The sequence below is a fragment of the Shewanella sp. 4t3-1-2LB genome, assembly GCF_017368415.1.
Lineage (GTDB): Bacteria > Pseudomonadota > Gammaproteobacteria > Enterobacterales > Shewanellaceae > Shewanella > Shewanella fodinae.
In genome coordinates, this window is the sequence record NZ_JAFNJD010000019.1 from 43,367 (window position 1) to 68,089 (window position 24,723).

Below are 24,723 nucleotides of genomic sequence, written 5' to 3' on the forward strand. Positions count from 1 at the left end.
CGTTAAGTACCACGTTGGCCAGCCAGCCGTTAAGGGGGAAACATGCGTTTGCTATTGGTAGAAGATGATGTAGATGTTGCCGAAACGCTGGTAAGTTACTTGGAAAAGCACGGTTACGTGGTTGATTTGGCTCCGACTTTGGCAATTGCGAAAACAGCTGTAATGGCAAATAGCTTTGATTTAGTCCTGCTTGACCGATTATTACCCGATGGTGAGGGTATGTCTATGCTGCGTTTCTTTGCTGATAATAAGTGTCCACAACGGGTAATTTTATTAACGGCATTAGGGGATGTAGATGATCGTGTTCGGGGATTAGAAGCCGGTGCTCACGATTATATTCCGAAGCCATTCGAGCCAAGAGAACTCCTCGCACGCATTCGCAATACGTTACGCCAACCCATGCAGACTGCTAGAGAAGTTAAGACCTTAGGTCCACTTTCTTATGACGTTGAAAGTCGGGCTTTTAGTATTAACGGTGAAGCGCTTAACTTACGTCGGACGGAAGCACTGGTGCTCGAAGCGTTAATGTCGCGACCAGGCAGTTTGGTCACACGTGAAGCGTTAGAGTCGAAGGTTTATGGATATGACAAATTTGTCACCTCTAATTCGCTTGAGTCGCAGGTCAGTCGGCTACGTAAGAATCTCGCAGAACATACGGATAAGATTAAAATTCAAACCGTTCGTGGTTTAGGGTATAGCCTTAACGCAACTTAACTTTTTGAGATCAGGCTGCGGCAAGCTAAATCAGTCAAAGTACCTCTATATTATCTTGATCAATAAAGGCATTATGCAAATAGACGCAATGGCAGTCGCCAAAGCTCATGCGACTGAATTCAAACAGGTATTTGAGCAAATTCATACAGAAGTTAGCAAAATGATCGTCGGTCAGACCGATGTCGTCAGTGGCGTGCTCACCGCTCTGATGGCTGGCGGACATATTTTGTTAGAAGGTGTTCCTGGCCTAGGCAAAACGATGCTGGTCAGCACGATTAGTAAGGCGGTTAGTCTTGATTTCAGTCGTATCCAATTTACGCCTGATATGATGCCAGCAGATATTGTTGGCACTACGGTACTGACTGAAAATGCCAATGGTGGACACGAACTGACGTTTCAACAAGGTCCTATCGTGTCCAATTTAGTGTTGGCGGACGAAATTAACCGCGCGACACCTAAAACGCAGTCCGCTTTACTGGAAGTCATGCAGGAGAAACAGATTACGGTTGGGCGCAATACGCTGACAATGCCAGAACCATTTTGTGTGATGGCAACGCAAAACCCGGTCGATCAAGAAGGCACTTATCCTTTGCCTGAGGCACAACTTGACCGTTTTTTGTTTAAGCTCGTTGTTGGATATCCTTCTGAACAGGACTATCACACCATCATCGATCGCACGACCAGTGGACAGCAAATTGATATTGAGTCGGTTTCAGATGCCAAAACGCTGTGTCGATTGCGGCAAATTGTACGAGATGTTCCTGTACCTGAAGTGGCAAAGTCTTATGCGATTAGATTAGTGATGGCTACACAGCCCGGCAGTGAGTATGCAACCTCAAAGATCAATCAATTTGTCTCTTTAGGTGCTTCACCGCGAGGGATCCAAAGTCTCATGCTGGCTGCAAAGGTGCAGGCTTTACTGAAGGGACGTTATGCGGTCAGTTGTGATGATATTCGTGCAATAGCATTGCCAGTGTTGAGACATCGCGTCGTGTGTAACTTTCAGGCGCAGGCCGCGGGGATAACGGCAGATACATTGATTGAAGATGTGTTGGCGAATGTAGCTTTGCAACACCGCTCATAAAAACGCCTATTACTATTTATTGGTAACCCCGTAGGCGCGAGTCTGATCGGGGTTTTTGTTTATAGTTATTAACGTCTAGTGTTGTATCACAGCCTAGGCTTGTTAAATCATCAGGGAAGATATCCATTGGGATCAATTATGAGATTTAAGGTATTCACGCAGCTTCATCGCTCAATGATTGGACAGATGCTGATTTTGTGGATGATTTTTATCGCCGCTACTGTCTATTATCTGACGATTGTGCCTTTGCAAAGTATTGACCTTAGACCGCCAGATCCCACTTACTATACCGTTGAGAAAGTTCGCCGTGAGCTACGCGATTTTATGGACGCTAAGTTTGCCGGAAAGACAGATGCTAAGGAGTTTCACTTTTCTGACGACCTTAAAGATCTCCTAAAGCACAACCCTGATTTTAGATATTACATGATCATTGGTGATGAAGAATTAGGCAGTGGTAAGCCTCCGATATATTATGACAAATTGCACTTGGATAAGCTCGATGCCGCTAACAAGGAATTTGGCAACTCCGTGCTTTGTAGCTATTACATGAAGGCGATGGATCAACCAGGGAACCATGGATATGTGCAATATAATTTTTGTAACAAGCAAAGGTATTACCTAGAATTTTCAGGGATTAATAAGGTTGAAGTCCCGATCCCGGATAATCTCTGGAACTTCTACAAGCGAATGGTGCTGGGGGCCAGCATGAACCTGCTGATCTCCGCTGCTGGTGTCATCATCATCACCGCAATAATTTTACTGTTTAATTGGCGTTTGATGAACAAACTGGCTCAAGTTGCTTATTCATTTGACCCTAAAAATCTTAACCGCAAGTTGCCGGAAAAGGGCTTACCTCACGAGGTCTTGCCCCTTGTTCAAGCCGTCAATGAAATGATTTCCCAGATTGATGAAACACAGAAACAACACAACTTTTTTCTTTCCACTGCTGCGCATGAAATGCGTACGCCACTGACGGTACTTAGGACGCGGCTAGAGATGCTAGACGATGGACCGCTTAAAGATAAGTTGATTAATGACCTAAGACGCTTGATCCATTTGGTTAACCAATTACTACGATTGATGCGAATTGGTGGGGCTAAGTCGTTGGATAAGGAGATAGACTTAGTCCAATGTTGCCAGCGCGTGGTACGTGAGCGTTCTATGCTGGCCGAAAACGCCCAGGTGACATTGCAATTTCAGCCTGAGGTCGAGTCTTATGTGATCCCTGGTGATGAAGGTTTACTGGAAGTGGCTATCGCTAACTTAGTGGACAACGCCGTATCGTTTTCTGAGCCTCATAGCTGTGTAGACATTTTATTGCACCGCGACGGTGTGTTATCGGTACGCGACTATGGACCGGGGATCCCTTCTGACAAGGTACAGTCGCTGTTTGAACCCTTCGCTAAGTTTCCACCGAACCGTAACGGTCACGGATTGGGGCTTGCTATTGTCAAAGCGATTGCTTCTTTGCACAGCGCCCAGGTCGACGCAGAGAATATGGAAAATGGCGGGGCACAATTTAATATTCGGTTTCACTCACAATTCAAACAGAATCCAAGTCAATAAAAAAAGCCTGACATATCCATGTCAGGCAAAGGGCAAGGAAGAGCAAGGAAAACATTAAACAATCGACGCGCTACCCTATATATGAGTTGTGCGTCGGTTTTTAAGGGTTAACGTACTTGATGGCCGTAAATGTCCCATACTTCGACAGGTCCTAAGTGCAGAGCGCGAATATCTTGCTCAATCTTACTCAGGTCACCGATGATCACCCATGTCAGCTCCTTGGGCTTATAGGTTGCTTTAGCCAATGCTTCAACTTGCGCCTGTGATACTTTTTCTAGGCGCTGTGTCGCAGTTTCTACGCGTTGATATGGCACCTTGTAGACATCTGCATTGATCATGGACCCCAGATAGGCACCATTATTGGTAAATCCCTGTGGAATCGAATGGATTGCCGAGTCTTTATCGCGCTGCAGTTCATCTGCCGTGATCGGGCGCGATGAAACGTAATCGCTAATCTCGCGTTTAATTTCGAGCATCGCTGCCGCCGTTTTGTCCGTCTGGACTGTGCCGCTGGCCGTGAATACTCTGTCACCTGTCGGGGCATTACTGATCCCCGCACTGAAGCCGTACGCCCAGCCTTTGTCTTCGCGCAGATTCATATTTAGGCGGCTGTTGAAGCCGCTGCCCAATGCGGCATCCATTAAGCTTTGCGTAGCAGCACTGTCTTTATCAAATGGTGCTACAGCATGTCCAACACTGATATGACTTTGTACGGCTCCTGGCGCATCAACTAGAATGATTTTGCCAACGTCTCCTTGTGGCAGTGCAATTTTGGCAAGTGGTGAGGGAGTGATTTGCTGCCAATCACCAAAGTAGCGCTCAGCTAGTTCTTTGGCTCGTTTGAGGTCAATGTCTCCAACAAAGTACAATGTTGCGTTATTGGGGCCTATCTCGTGATCATGAAAACGTTGTATGGTAGTGCGCGACAGCTGTTTGGCTTCTGCTCGGGAGATAATTTTGCCAAAAGGATGTTGTTCGCCCCATATCGCTTTGGCATAAACTTGCTCGCTCGCTCGCATTGGATCGCGTTCATAGCCGTCATAAGCAGAGTCAATATGAGTGATCACTTTATCCAACTCCACCTGTGGATAGGTTGGGTTACGGATCATTTCTGCGGCTAACGCAAACACATCGTCAAGGTGTTCGGCAAGACCACTCCAACTGACGCCACTGTTTTGTGTGCCAGCACCACCACTTATCGAGACCCCAAGTTTATCCATCTGCTTGGCGAGTTCACTCATGTTGTACTTTTTAGTTCCCATTGCCAGCATACTGAATGCCTGAGCTGCGACACCGGGCGCATAGTGCTGATCGGCCAGGGATCCTGTGGCAAACTGCATAGAAATATCCACTAACGGTAAATTATGTCGTTCAGCTACTACCAGTTTGATGCCATTTTTCAGCACTGCTTGATGAATGGGGGGCATGGTAACTTTCCCTTCAAATTTGCCGATAGCTGGGAGCTTTGTGCGGTCGACGTTGCCATTCATTGCGTTGGCTTTTGGTAAGGGCAGTAAGCGAACTTCGTAGTACGGTTTATCTAACCAGCGCTGGGCAACTTGGCGTACATCTTTAGGACTGGCAGTACTTAACCATTGACGCTGCTGGTTAATAAAGAGTGGATCGTTATGTTGTGTCAGGCCTTCAATCAAACGGGTACCAATCGCCGCGTTGCTTTCCATTGAGCGCAGTAGTTCAATCTCCCCGGACAAATTGATCGCCTTGAGCTGTTCCTCTTCCGGCCCGTCTTTAAAGTATTTTTTCAAAGTGGTGTCAATGAGTTGATTCACTTCGTCAATATTGGCTCCTGGCTTCAGCGATATATCCAGAGAAAAGATGCTGGAAACATCACTCGCATTGACTGATGCTTGCACGCCGAGCGCCAACTGTTTTTCATCAATTAATAGTCGATACAGTGGCGTGTTTTTATTGCCAGCCAATGTTCGAGAAACAAGCTCCATCAAGGTCGTATCCTTGGCAGAGTTGTTTGGTAGCGCCCAAACACGATTCAAGCTTACCGTTGGAACTTTATCGTAGATAACATCGCGCTTGACTTGGCTGAGTTCTGGGATCCACTGGTCGATTCTATCCAGCGGTCTCCCTGCGGGAACATCGCTGAAATAGTGCGTTACCTTGTCTTTGGCTGTGGTGAGATCGACATCTCCCGACAATACCAATACCGCGTTTGCTGCACCGTAAGCGTCCTTGAACCATTGTTTAACATCTGCGAGTGATGCGTTATCTAAATCTTCCATTGAGCCAATAGTGGTGTGATCGTAGGGATGGCCTTTCGGATAGAAATTTTTAAGGAAACGCGCGTAAACATTTGCACCAGGATGCAACTGGCCTTGGCGTTTTTCATTCTTTACTACGGCACGTTGTTCATCTAATAACTGTTGAGTAATGCTGTTACCAAGATAACCCATACGATCCGATTCCATCCACAGAGCTAAATCCAGCGCATTGCTGGGCACTGTTTCATAAAAATTGGTGCGATCTAGGTTGGTGGTGCCGTTCATGCCAACGGCACCGGCTTTATTAAATGGAAGAAAGTATTCGCCTTTTCGGTGAATAGTATCTTGGAACATAAGATGTTCAAACAGGTGTGCAAAACCGGTTTTCCCGGCTGCCTCATTTTTTGACCCAACCTTGTACCAAACACCGACAAAGATGTTGGGCACACTGTGATCGCTGTGAACTAAAACAGTGAGTCCATTTGGCAAAGTAAATTGTTGATACGCTATGTTGATTTTTTCAAATGCAGTATTATCTTGCCCAGCGGCAACTGCGCTAAATTGTGGCACACCCGACAGCGTGGCGAGTAACACGGCTAAAAGAGCTGTTTTATTCTGACGTTTCAACGAGCTTCCCCTGAAATGAGTAATTCTTCATTAGTTCATTAAGACATAGATTCCTTGCACCAGCCTTGCAGCATTTATGAGAATGTTGTGAAAAAGTTAGTGTGGGTAATGGTGGTTGCAAGGTTGGTGCAAGTTTCATGGTGTCAAATACAAGTATCGTAAAAGGTTGAAGATACGACACGGTGTAGGAATGACGTTTAGTAGCCAACAGCAATTGCTCTCCAGACTCGATCTGCTTGCCAGCAAAGGTCGGCATAAATTGCTGTGCGCTGTTACTATCGGCGCACACAGAAAAGCTCTGCCCTATTTCTTCTGGGGGTTACTACCTGCCGCGCTAATCACCTTTTTATTGAATGTTCTGCATCCTGGGATGTTGCGGCATTCTTGGTTGCTGTGGCTGACTGCTGCCTTGGCTTTGCCTTGTATCGCGTACCTCGCTCGCTTTGCTATCGACTGGTTTGCCAACAGAAAAGTGACTCGAGCACAATCGTTGGCACTATATGATGCCCAACTGCAGCTATCAGATCGTTTACAGACAGCCGATGAATTCGTTGTGATTGAACAACCTACGGGATTTCAGCAAGCTGCAATAGCGGATGCCCGCAGTGCAATAGTCAGAGCGATAGGCTTCAAGTTACATGATATTGAGATTGCCAAAATCTCTATTCCGTTGACGGCCAAGTTGTTGGCTATATTCGCCATGTTGTTGCAATTCTATCTTGTGCTGAACATTGGCGTGAGTACGTTATGGTCAGCCCCTGATTTACTCAGTAGGTCAGTAACCACACAGGTGGGTAACGTCTCAGCCGGTATAAAACTCACGCCAATCACAGCGTCTGCGACCCAAGTCGTTGGTTTAGTTGCTGAGCCGCATCATTCTACCCGTGCCGCCTCTCGAGAAAGTACCCCGCGTATGTCTTCTCAGATTGAAAATAGCAAAGGCAGTAATAGTGCCAATGGTGCCGTCAGCGCAGGCGGAAATGGGGAAGCGGGGCCTTCAGGCCGAGAGATGCCCACCGCGCTACCAACACTGGAGTCCAAGCGTCCAAATGCTGACCAACTTCCTACGGCGCATCAGTCAAGTTCACTTGAGGGTGATAGTCGTGGGGGCCAACAGCCAGAAGCGCATGGGCGTGGTAGTTACCAGCAGGCAGAGAACACCAAAGTTAATGCTTCAACGGGTGAACAGGAAAAAAACACTACGGATGAGCAAGCTAAACAAGGTGAAATGTCAGGCAATCAGAATATGGGGCAGCAACGGAACACCCGTGCTAAAAAGGAACAGGATCAGAACAAAAAGGATCAACAACAGGGCTCTGGCAATCAGCAGGATAGCAATAGCCAAAATAGCAGTACTCAAGGGGATAACTCTCAAAAGAAATCTCGTGGAATTAACCAACTGATGTTGGCTGTCCCAATGGAAGATCAGTTTGTGGGGACTCCAGGCCCAGGCCCTGAACAACACAGTGTCCACCTGCAACAGCCAGGGAAAAAAACTACCCCCGTTATCCCCAATCCCAGCGAGGCGCGTGGGCAGGCGCAGGGCGGACAGCCAGCACAGCCTGAGCGTATGCTGCAGCCGTGGGAAGTGAAACTACTGAGTCAGTTTTACCAAAAAATTCATGCCGATGATAACAATAAGGTCCAATGATGGCAGGAGTAATGATGGATATTCATCTCGCGGATACTGAGCAGCAAATCGCATTTTTCTGTGAGCATTTTAATGCGATACATCAGGAAGTCAGCCGTATGATTGTCGGCCAAGAGTCAGTGATTGACGGAGTGTTAACCGCGTTATGTGCCGGTGGACATGTGTTGCTGGAAGGGGTGCCGGGTTTAGGTAAAACCATGTTGGTTAGCTCCATCAGTCGCGCGGTGAGTTTGCCATTTTCGCGCATCCAATTTACACCGGATATGATGCCTGCCGATATTCAAGGTACATCTGTATTGATGGAGAATGAGTCTGGTGGACACGAACTCACGTTCCAGCCAGGCCCGATAATTTCCAACTTGGTGCTTGCTGACGAGATCAACCGGGCAACGCCTAAAACGCAGTCTGCGTTGCTAGAAGTCATGCAAGAGAAGCAGGTTACTGTTGGACGTCGCACCATCAAATTAGATGAGCCCTTCTGTGTTATGGCGACACAAAACCCCGTGGAGCAGGAGGGGACATATCCGTTGCCAGAAGCGCAACTTGACCGTTTTTTGTTCAAGCTTGTGGTCGGTTATCCAACGGAACAGGACTATCACACCATCATTGACCGCACTACAAGTGGTGAGCAAGTGGCACTGAACGCCGTCGCGAGTGGTGCCATCCTTAATGATATGCGGCAGATTGTGCGCCGAGCTGCGGTGACAGATGCGGCAAAAACATTTGCCATTCGACTGGTGATGGGCACCCAACCTCATAGCGCCTATGCGCCAACCATCATTAACGACAACGTTGCACTTGGTGCTTCACCGCGAGGGATCCAAAGTTTGATGTTGGCCGCTAAAGTGCAAGCGTTGCTACAACATCGATACGAAGTGGTTGAGCAAGACATCCGCAACGTGGCAATGGCTGTATTGCGTCATCGCTTAGTTTTGAACTTCCGCGCACTCGCATCAGGGCTGAATGCCGACGCATTAGTCGCAGCAGTACTACAAGGGTTGAAGTAATGTTTTCTAAACATGGCGATACCTTGTTTGATCCCGCATTCATTGAACAGGTTCAGCAATTTAGCTTAAAGGTGTCGCAGGCGGGCAAGGGGGGGCGTTTGGCTGAACAAAAAACACCTGCGCGTGGTCAGGGGTTGGAGTTCGCTGATTTTAAACCTTATGTGGCCGGCGACGATCTACGTGCCATTGATTGGAACATTTACCGACGGTTAGGACGGGTGTTCGTTCGGGTGTTTGAAGAGCGGCAAGACCTGCCATTATATATATTACTTGATCTCTCTAGCAGCATGTTTTTAGAAAAACCATCGCGGATCACCGCCGCAAAACAAGCAGCGCTGGCTCTCGGCGCTATTGCTCTCAATCAACATGATGCCGTGACCTTATTACCTTTTTCAGAAAAGATCCAATTAAGCCACAAAGGATTGTCTGGTAAACATCAACTATTGAGTTTAGTGCAGTTATTAGAACACGGTGAACAGCAAGATAAAACTTCGCTGGCTGACGTGGTGCAAGAGCTTTCCCATTTTCCGCTACGGCAAGGGTTGGTGGTGATCATTTCTGACTTTTTTGACAATCACGGTATCGATTCGGTTGTCTCAGCAATTTCATTACTCAAACACCGCGTGTTATTGGTGCAACTGACGCAGCCTTGGGATGCCACACCGCAATCACTCCCCGGATTAACAGATGATGTACGGATCCAAGATTGTGAAACTGGCGAATTCGTCGATGTGCAAGTAACGCCAGAAGTGTTGTCAAACTATATGCAAGCCTATCAAAAGTTTACTGACGCACTTACCGAACTCGCGAAGATGCGTAGTACCGGACTGTTACAACTGAATGCCAGTGAGCCGGTGTTACCGCAATTGGCAACATTATTTGGGCAGGGAGGTCTGAGACTTTGAGTTTCACATTACTTCCAATCACCGCTGTCATTGCGGGTGCCATATTGTTAGTGCTGGCAATTTACTTGTTACAATGGCTGCGAACGCGCACGTCGGTTGTCGTTGTTGCAGCAGTATATTTTTGGCAACAAGTTAACCATCAAGCGCCTGCGCGAGTGCTTTGGCAAAAGTTTCGCTATTGGTTTGCCTTGTTACTGTCATCGCTGATTGTATTGTTGATCTGGTTGGCGTTTGCTGGCATTCAGTTGGGTGGACAAAAAGCTAACACTCAGTCTTTATACTTCCTTGATAACTCAGTATTAATGCTCGCGCATGGCAACATGGCGGCAGCGAAAGCGCAGCTAATGAGTGATTTCGCCGCAGATGCAACGCCAATTCATCAAGTATGGTTAGGGGATGCGGGGGCAACCCTGTTGCTTAAGTCCGATGAGAGTGAGGCGCTTTTGGCTCCTAGACTGGCGGCAGTTGAGGCAACGGTTCATCAAACATCCTTTATGCCGTGGCTACAAGCGCTACAAGCCAGGATGGCACAAAATACAGCGGTGGATATTTACTATTATGGTGTCGCATTAAATCGTGCAGCGTTAGCTAACATACCTGCTAATTTTACGTTTCATCCGCGTTATATCGCCGAGCCTGTTAGCCGAAATCTGGGCATCGTGGCGTTAGGCCAAGCGCCTGCAGCATCGGCTGTTTGGGGAAATGTGGATGTAATGTTCCAGCTCTATGCAAGTGATGACACTCAACTCAACGCCAGTTTGATCAAATTTGCTTTGAACGGTCACTGGTTTCAGCCAAGTGAAGTGAAGCCCCTAGGGAACGGCCGCTTTAAGCTCAGCAATCTTGATGTGAGTACCGCGCCGCAGCAACTGCAACTGGCATTAACGCAGGCTGATGATTTTACGGCAGATGATACTGCGACATTGACCTTGGCAACGCTTCCAACGCTGAACATCCAACTAGGCAACGGTTTACCTGCATGGTTACCCAAGTTATTAACGCTGGATAAAGGCGTGTCATTGGTGGCGAATACGGCGGATGTGTCGGTATGTTTGGCTGGCGATGCACAATGTCCTTCTGCAGCGGCAAGCCTGGTGTTGGATGACTCACTGGATAAAGTGGTCTTTGCTGCACCCACACACTATTGGCAAGCGAGCCTGCAAAACCAATGGCGTCAGAATGGCTGGCAGACATTGGTGGAACAGCAGCAGTTTCCAGCGCTGGTAATGCAGCAAAGTGACACTCGTCAAGTGCGATTGAGCGTTAATGCGATCAATCAATTATTGCAGGAGCAAAGTGCGGAATTACCTAGGATCATTAGCCAGAGTCTGCGTTGGCTAGCAAATAATAGCCAAATGACACCTTACCTCGCTATTGGCGAACCGTGGCCCCAGGGCCCAATGACGACAAGCACGCTTGAGCCGCTGCCGTTAGAGGCTGGCCTGCTTGAAAACAGCCAAGGACAATCTTGGTCTGCTGCTTTGCTGTCCACCACAGATTCACGCGTCATTACTGAGCGACCAGCGCTAGAAGCGGAGACCAGTATGATGCCTCTGAACGCTAATTCAATGTTGTTCTGGTGCCTAATGGTAGCGCTGTTGTTGCTGCTTGCCGAATGGATGCTGATACAACGTGGTCATTTACCTTAAGGAGTTTATGGCGTGAGTGTAACCTTCTTGCATCCTTGGTATGCCCTATTGTTAGTGATATTGCCCTTCGTATGGTTTCTCGGTCGCCGTTTCAGTCGCATCCAGCGCAGTTTGCGTTGCGTGTTATTAGCCAGTTTGATTGTGGCGTCGATGCAACCTGTGCTTATTCATCAAGTGGCGCAACAACATACAGTGGTGATGTTAGATCAATCAGATAGTCTTTCCGATGAGGCGAAAGCGCAAGCCGTGGTGTTACTTAAGCAACAGTTAGCCTCTATACAGGACAAGGCCAATGTGGATGTGTTGCAGTTGGCTGGGACACCGATTGCTATTGATGGATTAGTTGTTCACTATTTCCCCAGCGCGCAGTCATCGTTGTCGCAATTGGTGTCTCAGGCGTTGTCCCTAGTGCCCGTTGGCAGTTCAGGCAATCTTGTATTGCTGAGTGATGGTCAAGCGACTGATCCCCACTGGTCGCGGGACCTCACTTTGCTAAAACAACGCGGCATTGTGCTCAATTGGATAAGGTTATCAGCGAAACCGCAGACACCTTTTATCGCTAATGCGGAGAGCGATGCCGTGCGTATTGGTAGCCAGCCTGCGCTCCATGTCAGCATTGAGGGCATCGATAATTACCATCAGTCACTCAGTCTGCAAGTGTTTAAAGCGGATCATCTCATTGCTGAAAAATCGCTGGTGGCGGAACAGTGGCGGGGACACTCATCAATATCAACTTCTCTAACACTGGGGGCTGTAAGCGAGGAGTTTACCGCCGTTGAATTACGCTTAACCACTGCTGATAAGCAGACACAATTTGCCTCACGTCAGTTATGGTTGGCGGCACAGCCTGCTTATTCACTGTTGTTTGTTGGAAACGATCCACAAGCTGAGCGGCAAATGCAGCAACTGCTCGGAAGTGGCTTTCAGGTTGTGCAGGCAAAATTACCACTAGCGGCAGATACGGACTTTGCGCAGTATCAGGCTGTGATGCTAGATGATATAGGCAGCACAGCGTTGCCTGAGTTGACACAAAAACGGTTGCTGACGGCTATTGAAAATGGCTTAGGCCTCTTCTATACCGGTGGGGAAATCGCTTTTTCAAAGGGCGGTATGGCAACACAACCCCTCGCGCAGGCGTTACCCGTCAAACTGCAACAGCAGGAACAGCAACGCGAGCCCGGGGTATCGTTGGCGATTGTCATTGATAGTTCAGGCTCTATGCAAGGACGGCCGCTGGAACTGGCCAAGCAAGTCGCGCGTTTAGCGGTGCGTAAACTTAAGCCTCAAGATCAGGTGGGTATTGTTGAGTTTTATGGTACTCGTCAATGGGCTGTACCGATGCAGGCAGCGCTGCATCCAGATGATTTGGAAAGAGCCATTGGTCGATTGCAGGCACAAGGCGGTAGTGAGTTATTCCCCGCCATCCAAGAAGCTTATTTTGGACTGAAAAACAGTCACAACCGTTACCGCCACATCTTGTTGATCACCGATGCGGCCGTCGAAGAGGAAAACTATCAACGTCTGTTACGTTTTATTGCCCAGGACCAAATTAACGTTTCTACAGTATTAGTGGGCGAAAGCACCGATGGGGAACAACGCATGGCGGAAATTGCCAATTGGGGCAGAGGCCGTTTTTATGCGATCCATAATGAATTCAATATGGTGGAGATTAATCTGCATCGGCCTGCAACGGAGCCGCAATCCATTTTGCGCCGCGGTGATTTTCAACTGTTACACACTGCGACGCAGACACCTTTACCAGTACATTTGCAAGATTATGCCAAAGTGCAACCCCAACCCGCTGCCCAAGTGATTTGGCAGGAAACGCACTCAGGCGATCCACTGGTAAGCAGCTGGCGTTACGGTGCTGGCCGTGTCAGCGCTTTTATGACAGACCCCTTAGGCAGTGGGACTCAAGGGTGGCAACAGTGGCCAGAATATGGGCAATGGTTGGGCAAGCAAATCACTTCTTTGACCAATATGCAGCAGCACTTACAGCTGCACAGTGAACGCCAATTTAATCGTTTACAGATACAGTTAGATGTCGCTGCAGACGTCCGTCAGCCGACGTTACAGTGGAAGTCCCAGTCGTCTGAATCCTGGCATAATTTGTCGCTACAGCAGCGTTCACCAACTCTCTACCACGCAGATTTGGATATTAAAAACAGTGCTGATGTGCTGCTACAAGCGAGCGATGGTGTACACCTTCAACGCGCAGCCAATGGGGCGTCAAGTGACATAGCCCCAGAGCAGCAGGTGTCGCAGCAATGGTCGATGTTACTCAGCCAAGTGGTGCATCTGTCCGGCGGTGTTCAACTGGATGGCACCCTCGCGAATTTGCCAACAGTTTCTCCTACACTGATGGGGCTTGCCGGATTGTCTCTATACCCAGGGCTATTGTTTGCTGCTCTGTTGCTTTACTTCGTTGAACTCATTTACCGCCGTTGGCCGCGCGCCCTTGTTGTATCAGGAACCCGAGTATGAGCCCGTTTTTAAAACCTTTACTCATCGCATTAGCTATTAGTGGCTTATATCTTCCGTCGGTAATGGCGAATGTTGGCACAGTGAGTGTGCAACAGTTGATATCCTCTGAATCAATCAATCCGATGATGTTGGATAGCCTCTATCAACAATCAATCACCTCCAAGGGGGGTGTTGTTACACTGCAACAACAGTTACAACAACTGGCAGCGTCATCCACCCGCGGAGCTGATAAAGCGAGAGCCACGTTACTTGCTGGTGCCATCGCTTGGCGGCAAGGCGATATCGCGCAAGCGAGAACATTGCTAACTGCGGCGGTAGCGATAAAGAAAGACCCGTTGTCACTGAGTTGGCTCGCCCGTCTGCAAGAGGCATCAGCGAACAAACGTGGTGCATTGGACAGCTATCGACAACTGCTCGCTTTGCTAACAGACGATGCGGCAAAAATGCAGATCCGGCTTAGAATGGCCCTGTTGGCGGATGATCCTAAGGTATTGCAACAATACGCAGAGCAATATCCACAACAGCAATTTGCTGTCGCACAAGTGCTTGCCATTAATGGTCAGCCTTTAAAGGCATTGCAACTAGCTGCAAAGTTTGATGGTGCGCCGACGGCGGCTCAATCACTGCAAAGTGCTGATTGGGCCTTGTCGGCACAACAATATGACCAGGCAGCGAAGTTTGCATGGCTAGCCTACAAAACTGCTACTGAGACCAGTGACAAACGCTATGCCTTGTCTTTATTTACCGAAGCTTATCGATTAGCTGGAAAGTTAACCCAAGCGGTGACCGTTCTTAGTCGCTATGTAGACGACAAGATAGTGCAGCAACTGCGAGTGGACTTATTGCTTGAGTTAGGGCGGTATGAAGATGCCTTAGCTGTCATTAGTAAAAGCAATGATCCCGAACTTAAGTCTCTAGAAGTCCAGATTTTGGCGTTGACTGATAGCTCAGACAAGTTGATCCAATTCTACAAAAATCAAATACAGCGCCAGCCTCATGAGGTTCGTTTTTATAACGGTTTAGCCACGGAGCTAGTCAATCAGGGACAGCTAAGCGCGGCAAGAGCAGTTTATCATCAGTTGGCTGAAAATAACGCCAAGGATTTGACCGTGCTGTTGGACGCTGCGAAACGCATGATTGCCATGGGCATGACCAACGATGCGATTAAGATGATCCAGCAATACTCCACCGATGCAGCCGCCCAAATTCAAGTTCAACTGTTTCTGTTTGAGACTTATCTAAGCTCTGGTGATACTCAAGCTGCTGCCGCAATTTTACAAAAGTTGTCCGCTCAATTGGCACCTAGCAGCAATACGCGTATTGCGCTCGCTGACAACTATGAACAGTTACAACAGCCTGATAAGGCGCTGAGTATTCTGCAGACGTTCGAGCGGGCCGGAGGTCAGCTAAGTTACGACCTGCAGTTGCACGTTGCGGCATTAGAAAATCGACTTGGTCAGCCTAAGCAGGCGTTTGAGCGTTGGCAGCGCTTATGGCAGCAGGCGACTTTACCCGCCCGCAAGAATTTTCTCGAAAATCTGCTGATAACGGCAGCGCAAAAGCAGGGCACGCTAGACTCCCTGAAAGCTGAGTTGGAAGGGCGCTTGCGCCAACAATCTGCAAGTCGTAATGATGTAAACTTGTTGGTCGGAATTTACCTTGCACAGGCACAATCGTCACAAGCCGAATCAGCGATAAACCAATTTGCGAAACAGCAAGGCATCACTGAAATTGATCGATTACAACAGCTTGCTACTTTGTATGGCAGAGAAAAGGCCTACAATAAGCTCAATACTATTTGGGCACAGTTGGCACAAGTTGATACTGCTAACGCTAGACTGTATTGGCAGCAGATCACCCTTAACAGCTTGCGTAACAATGCCTTTGACAGCACCACACTGCGCAAGGGGCAAACGCCACAACAACAGCGTTTAGAGCAAGTACAACTGCTCCTTGGTAAATTGCAGGAAAACGGTGAACAGATTGATCATGAGTTTTCGGCAGGCTTATATGCAATGGCCGGTTTACCTACGCAAGCAATAGATGAGTATCAAGCAGCTTTTGCCCAGCAGCCAGGCAAAAGTGATAGCTTGCTGCAATTAGTTGAATTACTGAAAAAGCAACAGCAGATCGAAAAAGCGACTAATTTACTGCAGTATCAAATGGAATTTGCCAGCAACGATAACACTTTCCAGAATGCGGTCGACGGAATGTTAAATCTCTACTCTGGTAACAACTCTGAGGTATCTGACAGCGTTCAGTTGTACATAAAACAGTCTCTTTCGTGGTTAAAGCGCCGCTTATTTGAGCAGTTAATTAGCGGTTTTGAGCCTACTCGAACGTTGCTGGTGCTTGAAGAGTTGTTGCAAACCGAGGGCGAGTTTGATGCTGCAGAACAAGTCAGTCGGTTATTGTTGGCATTGAGTGCAACACAGCGTCCGGCATTGCTACGTTCAATGGTCAGCCAATTCTCGGGCGCTGCTAATGATGGTACATCTGTTGGGCCTGCTATCGGTAACATTCAGAAAAAGCTGCTGTATAGCCGTCGATTGTTAGCATTACGGCAAGAGTTTCCACCGTCACTTTACAATGATCTTGCTAAATCGTTGCTGGCTGCTGGCGATTTACTCGGTGCTGAACGTGCGTTTTCAATGATGAGCGACATTCCTGGCATTATTAATGTTCAGCAGCAAAAGGGGGATGCCTATGCATTTGAGGGGTATGATCAGCGGGCTCTCACCTTTTATCGGCAGGCATTAGTGGTTGATCAAAGTAACTACGAGCTATTAATTAAAGTTGCAGTTCTGGATCAGCAGTACGGTAATTTATCCATAGCTAACCACTGGTATTGGGTTGGTTTGAAGCACTTACTTGATCAACTGCCGCTATTTCAAGCAAATTCGCAACCTAATAGATTTTCAGATCTGAGTAAGTACTTCCCGTCATTAGCAGAAGGATTCTTGATGACGCTGCAAGCTGACGCTGCGCTGAGAACAACACGTCGGCAGGAATTGCAACAATGGTTTGCTGAAGTCGTTGACCAAACCCGACCCCAAGTGACTACCAATACCCAATTCAGTGACTATCCTCGATTAGAAAGTATTACTGCCTTGTTGAGACGATTTTCGGCTGTAAGTGGGGATTTTACAGTAGCGAAAGCGGCCGACGCAGAGTTAGACCCATTGTTTGCTCAAGATGGCGCATTCCGTAGCCAACGCCAGGATTTCTGGTGGCATCAGTTGGGGATTGCCTCACAGGATCAGTCGTCCGAGAAAACCTTAAAGGTTTCTCGTTGGCCAATGCAACTGTTACTTAAACAAGCGGAATTTGAAGACAACTTTCCGCTGCAATTGAATCTTGCCGTGCAACAGCAACGGTGGGACGATGTCGCTAGGTTAGCCAGAATGGTCGTTGACGCCTCCAAGCGAGTTGCCGTGACCCAGGCTGATTATGTCCTCCAACTTCAGTATTTCCCGCTTCTGGATCTGACTTCAAGCCACATGCCCTCAGCAGAATTTACGCAAAAAATCTGGCCAGTCTTGATGGATGTTGCCAATCCAGAGCTAGTGTGTTTTCAATTGCTGCGCTTTCAGCCAGAACAGTTCAACACCATTGAAGCGAAACTTGGGCATCCTTTACTGACAGATGTGCAGTTCCGTCAATTGGCTATCAAACACAGTAGTGAGTTTGCGCCTCAAGGCATGGAATATTCGGGAAATGAGTTGAGTTATAAACATCGATTGTTTATTACCTTATCTACTGATGATTTGTTGGTGCTATATGAAACACTGCGACAGGATGCCGAACATTTGGGCCGTTCCGTCCCATTGCAAGACGAGGTGTTGAATTATTTGTTGCAGCATCCACTGACCGAGCGTCAGCAAGATGTGCTGAAGACGCAACTATTAGCATCCTTAAGTGATGCGTTTAATGGTAAGCAAACCGCTGCAGACATTGTGGCGCGTCTGATGTTACTGGATGTGGCACCTGATAACCAAACAGTCGTGCTTTTCACTGCCGCACAAGTGGTGGCCCTGCACCCTGAAGCTGACCTGTTAGTGAGTTTTCTGAACCAGTTTTTTACGGGAGAGAAGGCGCAGGCATTCGCATCTTTGATAAAACTACATCAAGACGTTGCCAAAGGCTTAGGGTATAACTTTACCACTGATATTGTTGCGCGTTATTTGCCCGGACAGCGACGAAAGTACATTGAAAACTTTTTAGCTAAAAATACTGCGACTGATCAGGAAATCGAGCTTTTCTATCAAGAGATTGTGAACTTTGAACGCAATGATTCGTTACTGTCTGCGGAATTGGCACACCTGCGCCAGCTACGTCCAGATGAGCCTCTTTATTTTAGCGCCCAGCTAAAGCTTTTATGGCGGCAAAGCGATTATCGGCAGTTTACCCAATTACTAAGTGATTGGTTGTCTAAAAACCCTGATACTGACAGTGAATACCTGCTTTATTTTGTGGATCGGTTGCAGCAACCGCAATCGCAAAATACTGTCATGGGATCCAAGATCGAGAGTATTGATACTTTGGTAAGTTGGCTGAATAAATCGATGATGCAAAACGTTGGTTCGGTAGGACTTACAACTCTATATAGCGAAGTCTTCAACAAATACGCTGAAAAATTCGCAGATGATCCCTTGGTTGAACAATTTCACCAGCGACCAGGAAGTCGCAGAACCACACCTTCCGATGGTTCCGTATTATTTGATCTGCATCATTTGGTAGAGGTGTATCACAAGGATAGTGCTCAGGCGATTGCTGTGCTGGGGACTCTTTGGCGTAATTCAATGCCAGGGGTGAAGCAGTTTGATGGTTCTCCTCTTGATCGCGAACAATTGCTATACCGTCGTTTTGATAGCAATGGTGATTTAAATGATGTGACTCCGCCACCATTGCCTGAACAGTTATTAGCATCGCCAAGACGGGATGACTTGTTGCAAATGTTTTCTCAGTATCCTAAAGCCACTGAAATGTTTGAGCAGTGGTTATTGGCTATGGCAGATGATGAGCGGCCGCAAACGCAGCGCCTCTATGATCTTTTGGTAACAGGGTGGAGCAAACAACACACGTTAGAACAGCATTTGAGCCAACTAATGACAGTGTTGCGGCAGGGGCAAATGACCCTTCATCAATTACAAACGCTCACTACAATATTGGTACTGACAGACACCCCCTTAAACGTTGAACAAGTTGAACAGTTGCAGCAAGTGGTCCAGCAATTTCCGCTCATGTCAGCCCATACAAGGTTCCAGCTTGCGCAAATATTTGCACGTGCCAAACGTGTTGATGTTGCAAGTGCTTATATTGAGGCACTTGCCTGGCAATTAAATTACCGGCCTTTTACACCTCAAAGTCGTATTGTGCAGAGCCGCCCTGATGCGTTGAGCCAGTTTGACTTAGTAAATGCAATGGCACGTTGGTCAGATAAAGCCGCAGCAAAACAGCAACTCCAATATTTATTCACGTTGGTCGCAAACTTTGTTGCCCATGATCGTCAGAGCCAAGCGTTATGGTATAGCTTTGTGCTGAATGCTGCTGCGATTGTGAGTCCTGCAGATCCTCAATCGATGCCTGAAGTTGTCGAGGCCTTAAAACAACTTAATAATACGCAATCTGCCACGTTAAAACTGGCGGGGGCTCGCTTCTATTTATCTTTAAGTGAAAACAATAAAGCATTTGCACTCCTGCGGTCTGCCTTTACACCGCAGGCGTTAAAAGGTGACTGGCAACCTTATAACCGCGAGTTAAATGAGTTGTCGCAAAAGCTATTTGGTAATCGTTCTGCCATGAGCGACAATGAGCACTTATTGCCTTGGATTGAAGATGTTATACAACAGGCCAACACGGACTGGATAATTTCATCGGCAACAACATTGGCGAACACTACCGAAAGTGCAGAGACAAATAGTGAGTTATTGGTTAACGCTTCATTGCTCCTAGCGCAGCGGCTTCTGGCTATGGACAAGGCTGCATTAGCGAGTACGCTACTAGAACATATCGCAGAGCAACTGCCGATATCTGCAAAAGAATACAAGCAATTATTGATAACGGCGAAGGAGCGTTGGCTTGCCGCACCAAGAAGCGGCAGCAACTCGCTCAAATAGGCTTAGTGTCAGTTAGCGGTAAGCAATGATTGTTAGCTTGGTTCCATCTTTAGTTAATACGAAATTGCTATGTTAACCACTGCCTTAATGTTTTTGACGCTTTCGACTAGTGCAATAGCTTCAACCGTTACTACCGGGGCCGAGATTCGTTACGATAATCGGTCCCGGCCAGTAATTGCAACGCAAGTGAATGGGAAAGGCCCATATTACATGGTGGTCGATAGCGGCGCGGAATCGACGGTAATTGCCCCCCAATTAGCCAAAATCCTTAATGTTGTCGGAATGGACAGTGACATTGTCATACATGGCGCTACTGGCGATATCAATACCAAAATTTATCCTATCGAACGTTTCAGCAGCCCACTCTTTGATGAAAAGCAGATAGGGTTGTTGGAACTACCTAATCCTAGTGCAACGCCAGCAGCGGGAATTATCGGCATGGATTTGTTTGCCGATAAAGCATTGGTATTTGACTTTAAAAATCGTGAAATGAGAGTTGAACCTTCGGGTGAAGTGAAGGGTAACTACATGACAATCCCTGCTATCAAAGATGATAGTTTATTGATTAGTGTGTTGGTATCGCTCAACGGTGTCCAAATTCCTGCGTTAGTGGATACTGGTGCTGCTGCAACCATCGCCAACTCTGGGGTATTAAAGGCACTTGGCTGGCAAGAACATGATCCGCACCTTGTTGATGATGGTGAGATCCGTGGCGCAACCAAAGATACAAACGCAATTAAGAAGGCGAATATCGAGACGGTAAAGATTGGTGGTATGACCATGCACAATATCCCCGTGCGTTTTGTCTCTTCACCAACAACTGAGCCCGCAAGTCTCATTTTGGGATGTGACATACTCGAAAGTCTGATTGGGTTTAGGTTGGACTTCCCAAGGCAGGAACTCAAAGTGATGCTTCCTTCGCATAATTAATGATTTGAATAGTTAGCCCCTTTTATGAGGGGGCTAATAACCTCTTACTGAACCAGTACCACCTTAGTTCAATCAACTATGAAAACGGGCTGTATTTTATTGTGGAGCGGCAGTTTTTTCTACAGGGTTGTTTTTTGCCAGAGGCATCGCATTCTCAAATACTCGCGCGAAGAAATGTAGAAGCGGGTGAAACATGATAACCCGCCAGAACTTTTGCGCGCTAGCAGACTTGGTGAGTGTTTTACGCCACCGCCCTGTCACGCATTCATCAGCGTAAACTGCTCACTGATTCCTGCTAATGCTACCTTTGATGGCAACATTCAACTATACTTGCGCCGCTAACCGCGAGAAGGCGGAATTTCCAGCAGTTTTGTTAGCTAGCCCGCGCCGTTGCTAAAGAACGGTGGCCCACATCTGTGATTTATTTACCTGAGACCCACCATGTCATTTGCAAACCTTGGATTAAGCGATCCGATATTACGCGCCATTTCTGAATTAGCTTATAGCCAACCTACACCAATTCAGGCCAAAGCGATTCCGGTGATCCTGCAAGGTAAAAATCTGCTGGCTGGGGCGCAAACGGGCACGGGAAAAACTGCCAGCTTTGTACTGCCGATATTGCAATTACTACAAGATAAAGGGCCCGTAAGACCCAAGAGGATGCGAGCGTTAATTCTGACGCCCACGCGGGAACTGGCATTGCAGGTGCAAACAAATATCACTCGTTATGCTAAACATCTACCGCTTAACTCCCTGGCCGTGTATGGCGGTGTCAGCGATGTGCCGCAAAAGCAGCAGCTGATCGCTGGTGTGGATATTCTGGTCGCCACGCCGGGGAGGCTATTGGATATGTATACCCAACGGGCGCTGCATTTTGATGAGCTGTCGCTGTTGGTGTTGGATGAAGCTGACCGCATGTTGGACATGGGCTTTATTGACGACATCAACAAGATTATCGAACGTTTGCCAGAACAGCGACAAAATCTGTTATTTTCCGCTACGTTATCTAAACAGGTGCGGGCATTGGCCAAAACGGTAGTGCCGGATCCGGTAGAGATCGATATTGCCCATAACCGCAGTAATGCGCCGCAGATTGAGCAGTGGCTGGTGACAGTAGACAAAGATAAAAAGTCGGCATTACTGAGCCACTTGATTAACAGCGAAGCTTGGCAGCAGGCGCTGATCTTTATTCAGACTAAGCAAGGTGCCGCCAAGCTGGTGAGTCAGTTGGAGAAACGTGGTATTGCCGCTGAGGCATTTCACAGTGGCCGCAGCCAAGCGGTACGTGAGCAGTTACTGAAGGATTTTAAATCTGGCAAAGTGCGCTTTTTAGTGGCCACTGGGGTGGCGTCACGTGGCATCGACATCGATGCCTTGCCACGAGTAGTTAACTACGATCTGCCAGATGAAGCTGATGACTATATTCACCGTATTGGCCGGACTGGTCGTGCTGGTGCCAGTGGCGAAGCCATCTCTTTTGTGTCCAAAGATGATTTTAGAAATCTCTGTTCTATTGAAAGGCGCTTAAATCAGTTAATCGTACGCAAGGAAATTGACGGGTTTGCCCCCAAAAAAGCGGTACCGATTTCTATCCTTAATTTTGTGCCTAAGGCAGCGCAATCTAAGGCGGCCCAAGCCCGAGCAACTAAACCCAAAGCACTGCCAGAAGCGGGCAGTCACTCGCCTTCTGCAACCACACAGCGTGCCTTCGCCACGGAACAAGCGAAAAAGCATCGTAGCGCTAAACCTCGGCCAACCAGCAAAGTTGCAGGTGGCGGTATGGTTGAAGCTAAAAGCCAAGGTGCTAATCCTGATGCTAGTAGCGCCACCAATAACCCTTGGTTGTGCAGCGCTGCCAAGAAGTAGCGCATTGTTTTTTAGCCGTTATTAAGTGTGGTGCAGCGGTTGTCTCGGCAGCCACTGTTGCTGGGTGGCAGTGTCAGCCTTGTTAATGTTAATCTGCCTGCCATCGTCAAGCGCTGATATAGAGAACTGCCATTGAATATTACCCAAGCCACCTTGGCTGATTTAGAACAAATAATGCGACTCTATGAGCAGGCAAAAGCCTTTATGGCAGCTAATGGGAATGGCGGACAGTGGGCAGAGGGGTATCCGCAGCGTGAATTGATTGCTGCTGGCATCGACAAGGGTAAATGTTATCTCTGTGTTGACGAAGACAAGATTATTGCCACTTTCTATTTTGCGGTAGAGCCAGAACCTACCTACAAACGTATCGACGCAGGGCAATGGCTGAACGAAGCCCCTTATGGTGTGTTGCATCGGCTGGCAGTACACAGTGATAAGCGTGGCATTGCAAGCTTTTGTCTGGATTGGTGTATGGCGCAGTGCGGCAATATGCGCATCGATACTCATAGAAATAACCTACCGATGCGGCGCGTATTGAAAAAAAACGGCTACCAGTATTGCGGCATCATTTATGTACGTGATGGGAGTGAGCGTTTAGCCTTTCAGAAGCTGGCGGATTCATCTGTCTGACTCTACCAGGCGTCGTCAAAAAAGTGCGCGAAGGTATAAACCAGCGCGCACTGCTGACCATGCGTTGTGCAGCATTAACTGCATTGTTTAAGCGGCAAATCTTTGTTGCAGGTAGCGATTAATCTCCGCCGATTCATACAACCATTGTTCATTGCCATCATGGTCCACGATATGCAGACAGGGCACTTGTGACTTGCCGCCTTGCTGTTCCAGTTTTTGCCGGGCATTGCTGTCTTTCTGAATATTCGCCATGGTGATTGGCAATGCCAACCGATGCACCTCTTTTTTCACCTTGATACAAAACGGACAGGTGTTGAACTGATAAAGCGTCAGTCCTTTACAATCGGCATCAACCTGAGCCTGTGCTACGGCATCACGACTCACGGGTTTAGGTTTGGACAGCGCAGCATACAGCAGCATAAAGGGCATGAGCAGGCGGCGTAACACGAAGAAAAATAATCGAATAATTGGGCGCATGAAATCTCCGGTGAGTACGGAATAAGTGTATTAGTGAATACGAAAGTAATAGTTTATCAGGCGAGGTGTAATCGAGCGAGTGCTGAGGGCTCGTCTCTCTTTGGTAACCGCAGATAGCAGGCACAAACAGCGCGTTTATTGTTCAAAAGCAAAGGTGGGAATTTCTGCCTTTGACGTAACACGCATAGAAACTCAGAGTCGTTAATAACTGTTAACTACGGTCAGGGTTGACAAAATCGGTGGTTGAACGCGAAGGGCTAATGCGAAGAGCTAGCGCGCAGAACTAACGCGAAGAAATAAGGTTAACGCAATCATTGGTGTATTTGACAAAGAAAACTGACTTAGCAATATGGATCTTTAGCCTTGAAGTCTTCTTTGACTTCAAGGCTATTTTCGATGGTGTTGTTACCCGTTTGGGTCATCGTTTCCTCGGCTTTACGGCTTGGTTACCGGGCTAATAAAACTAAGATCAGCATTAATGCCGGTGCCGGTAATTAAGATAAATAGTCGCAGAATGTTGATAGTAACTAAGGTCGCGGTGACCTGCCCTTGAGAACATTAAGCAGCAGTGAAATCACAAGTAACACAATAAATATAAAGAAAATAATTTTTGCAATACCTGCGGCAGTGCCTGCAATTCCAGTAAACCCGAACAACCCTGCAATAATGGCAACAACCAGAAATACCAATGCCCAACCTAACATATCAATCTCCTTGCCAAGTATTAACCCTCTCATGACTGAATGTGTCATTTGTAAGGTTTGTCTAATAGTGAATGAT

15 protein-coding genes are annotated in these 24,723 nt (G+C 47.6%); 12 read left to right on the forward strand and 3 right to left on the reverse strand.

Features of this window, described 5'->3' with window-relative positions; all coding sequences use genetic code 11:
• Positions 1-42 precede the first annotated feature (42 nt).
• From J3L11_RS08830 to J3L11_RS08840, 3 genes are all read left to right on the forward strand, one after another.
• Entirely contained in the window at positions 43-714 is a 672-nt protein-coding gene (locus J3L11_RS08830; protein WP_133039341.1) for a response regulator transcription factor, read from the forward strand.
• 73 nt (positions 715-787) lie between these two features.
• A complete protein-coding gene (locus J3L11_RS08835; protein WP_242695166.1) occupies positions 788-1,798 on the forward strand; it encodes a MoxR family ATPase in 1,011 nt (336 codons plus the stop codon).
• A gap of 138 nt (positions 1,799-1,936) precedes the next feature.
• Positions 1,937-3,364 (forward strand): HAMP domain-containing sensor histidine kinase, encoded by a 1,428-nt coding sequence (locus J3L11_RS08840; protein WP_133039340.1) that lies wholly within the window; start codon positions 1,937-1,939, stop codon positions 3,362-3,364.
• A 107-nt stretch (positions 3,365-3,471) separates the two neighbouring features.
• Here the strand turns inward: J3L11_RS08840 and J3L11_RS08845 are convergent, their stop codons facing one another.
• The gene (locus tag J3L11_RS08845) at positions 3,472-6,225 is read right to left on the reverse strand and encodes a pitrilysin family protein (RefSeq protein ID WP_133039339.1); all 2,754 of its coding nucleotides are present in this window, start codon (positions 6,223-6,225) and stop codon (positions 3,472-3,474) included.
• Between the two features lie 190 nt (positions 6,226-6,415).
• On the opposite strand from J3L11_RS08845, the gene J3L11_RS08850 reads away from it, so the two are divergent.
• From J3L11_RS08850 to J3L11_RS08890, 9 genes are all read left to right on the forward strand, one after another.
• Entirely contained in the window at positions 6,416-7,876 is a 1,461-nt protein-coding gene (locus J3L11_RS08850; RefSeq protein WP_207570779.1) for a hypothetical protein, read from the forward strand.
• A 14-nt stretch (positions 7,877-7,890) separates the two neighbouring features.
• Positions 7,891-8,883, forward strand: coding sequence for a MoxR family ATPase (locus J3L11_RS08855; RefSeq protein ID WP_207570780.1), 993 nt, complete (start codon positions 7,891-7,893; stop codon positions 8,881-8,883).
• The gene (locus tag J3L11_RS08860; protein ID WP_133039336.1) at positions 8,883-9,788 is read left to right on the forward strand and encodes a DUF58 domain-containing protein; all 906 of its coding nucleotides are present in this window, start codon (positions 8,883-8,885) and stop codon (positions 9,786-9,788) included. The genes J3L11_RS08855 and J3L11_RS08860 overlap by 1 nt, the downstream gene beginning before the upstream one ends.
• Entirely contained in the window at positions 9,785-11,437 is a 1,653-nt protein-coding gene (locus J3L11_RS08865; protein ID WP_165900127.1) for a BatA domain-containing protein, read from the forward strand. Before J3L11_RS08860 ends, J3L11_RS08865 begins: the two co-directional genes overlap by 4 nt.
• A 12-nt stretch (positions 11,438-11,449) precedes the next feature.
• Positions 11,450-13,921 (forward strand): VWA domain-containing protein, encoded by a 2,472-nt coding sequence (locus J3L11_RS19650; RefSeq protein WP_207570781.1) that lies wholly within the window; start codon positions 11,450-11,452, stop codon positions 13,919-13,921.
• Complete coding sequence (locus J3L11_RS08875; protein WP_133039333.1) at positions 13,918-20,040, forward strand: hypothetical protein; 6,123 nt, start codon at positions 13,918-13,920, stop codon at positions 20,038-20,040. The genes J3L11_RS19650 and J3L11_RS08875 overlap by 4 nt, the downstream gene beginning before the upstream one ends.
• Before the next feature lie 69 nt (positions 20,041-20,109).
• Complete coding sequence (locus tag J3L11_RS08880; protein ID WP_133039332.1) at positions 20,110-20,970, forward strand: aspartyl protease family protein; 861 nt, start codon at positions 20,110-20,112, stop codon at positions 20,968-20,970.
• 441 nt (positions 20,971-21,411) lie between these two features.
• Complete coding sequence (locus J3L11_RS08885) at positions 21,412-22,836, forward strand: DEAD/DEAH box helicase (RefSeq protein ID WP_207570782.1); 1,425 nt, start codon at positions 21,412-21,414, stop codon at positions 22,834-22,836.
• 132 nt (positions 22,837-22,968) lie between these two features.
• Complete coding sequence (locus J3L11_RS08890; RefSeq protein ID WP_207570783.1) at positions 22,969-23,466, forward strand: GNAT family N-acetyltransferase; 498 nt, start codon at positions 22,969-22,971, stop codon at positions 23,464-23,466.
• Positions 23,467-23,553: 87 nt separating this feature from the next.
• On the opposite strand, the gene J3L11_RS08895 is transcribed toward J3L11_RS08890, so the two are convergent.
• Together J3L11_RS08895 and J3L11_RS08900 are read right to left on the reverse strand one after the other, a co-directional pair.
• Positions 23,554-23,943: a glutaredoxin domain-containing protein gene (locus tag J3L11_RS08895; RefSeq protein WP_133039330.1), complete on the reverse strand. Its 390-nt coding sequence runs from the start codon at positions 23,941-23,943 to the stop codon at positions 23,554-23,556.
• A gap of 527 nt (positions 23,944-24,470) precedes the next feature.
• Positions 24,471-24,647 carry a DUF1328 domain-containing protein gene (locus J3L11_RS08900; RefSeq protein WP_133039329.1) on the reverse strand — a complete coding sequence of 59 codons (177 nt, stop codon included), beginning with the start codon at positions 24,645-24,647 and terminating at the stop codon, positions 24,471-24,473.
• Positions 24,648-24,723: the final 76 nt, after the last annotated feature.

Bases quoted from the DNA above. Each gene is read 5' to 3' on its own strand.
- J3L11_RS08900 (WP_133039329.1), bottom strand. From the start codon at position 24,647: ATGTTAGGTTGGGCATTGGTATTTCTGGTTGTTGCCATTATTGCAGGG.
- J3L11_RS08835 (WP_242695166.1), top strand. From the start codon at position 788: ATGCAAATAGACGCAATGGCAGTCGCCAAAGCTCATGCGACTGAATTC.
- J3L11_RS08860 (WP_133039336.1), top strand. From the start codon at position 8,883: ATGTTTTCTAAACATGGCGATACCTTGTTTGATCCCGCATTCATTGAA.
- J3L11_RS08895 (WP_133039330.1), bottom strand. From the start codon at position 23,943: ATGCGCCCAATTATTCGATTATTTTTCTTCGTGTTACGCCGCCTGCTC.
- J3L11_RS08830 (WP_133039341.1), top strand. From the start codon at position 43: ATGCGTTTGCTATTGGTAGAAGATGATGTAGATGTTGCCGAAACGCTG.
- J3L11_RS08840 (WP_133039340.1), top strand. From the start codon at position 1,937: ATGAGATTTAAGGTATTCACGCAGCTTCATCGCTCAATGATTGGACAG.
- J3L11_RS08885 (WP_207570782.1), top strand. From the start codon at position 21,412: ATGTCATTTGCAAACCTTGGATTAAGCGATCCGATATTACGCGCCATT.
- J3L11_RS08880 (WP_133039332.1), top strand. From the start codon at position 20,110: ATGTTAACCACTGCCTTAATGTTTTTGACGCTTTCGACTAGTGCAATA.
- J3L11_RS08855 (WP_207570780.1), top strand. From the start codon at position 7,891: ATGGATATTCATCTCGCGGATACTGAGCAGCAAATCGCATTTTTCTGT.
- J3L11_RS08875 (WP_133039333.1), top strand. From the start codon at position 13,918: ATGAGCCCGTTTTTAAAACCTTTACTCATCGCATTAGCTATTAGTGGC.
- J3L11_RS08850 (WP_207570779.1), top strand. From the start codon at position 6,416: ATGACGTTTAGTAGCCAACAGCAATTGCTCTCCAGACTCGATCTGCTT.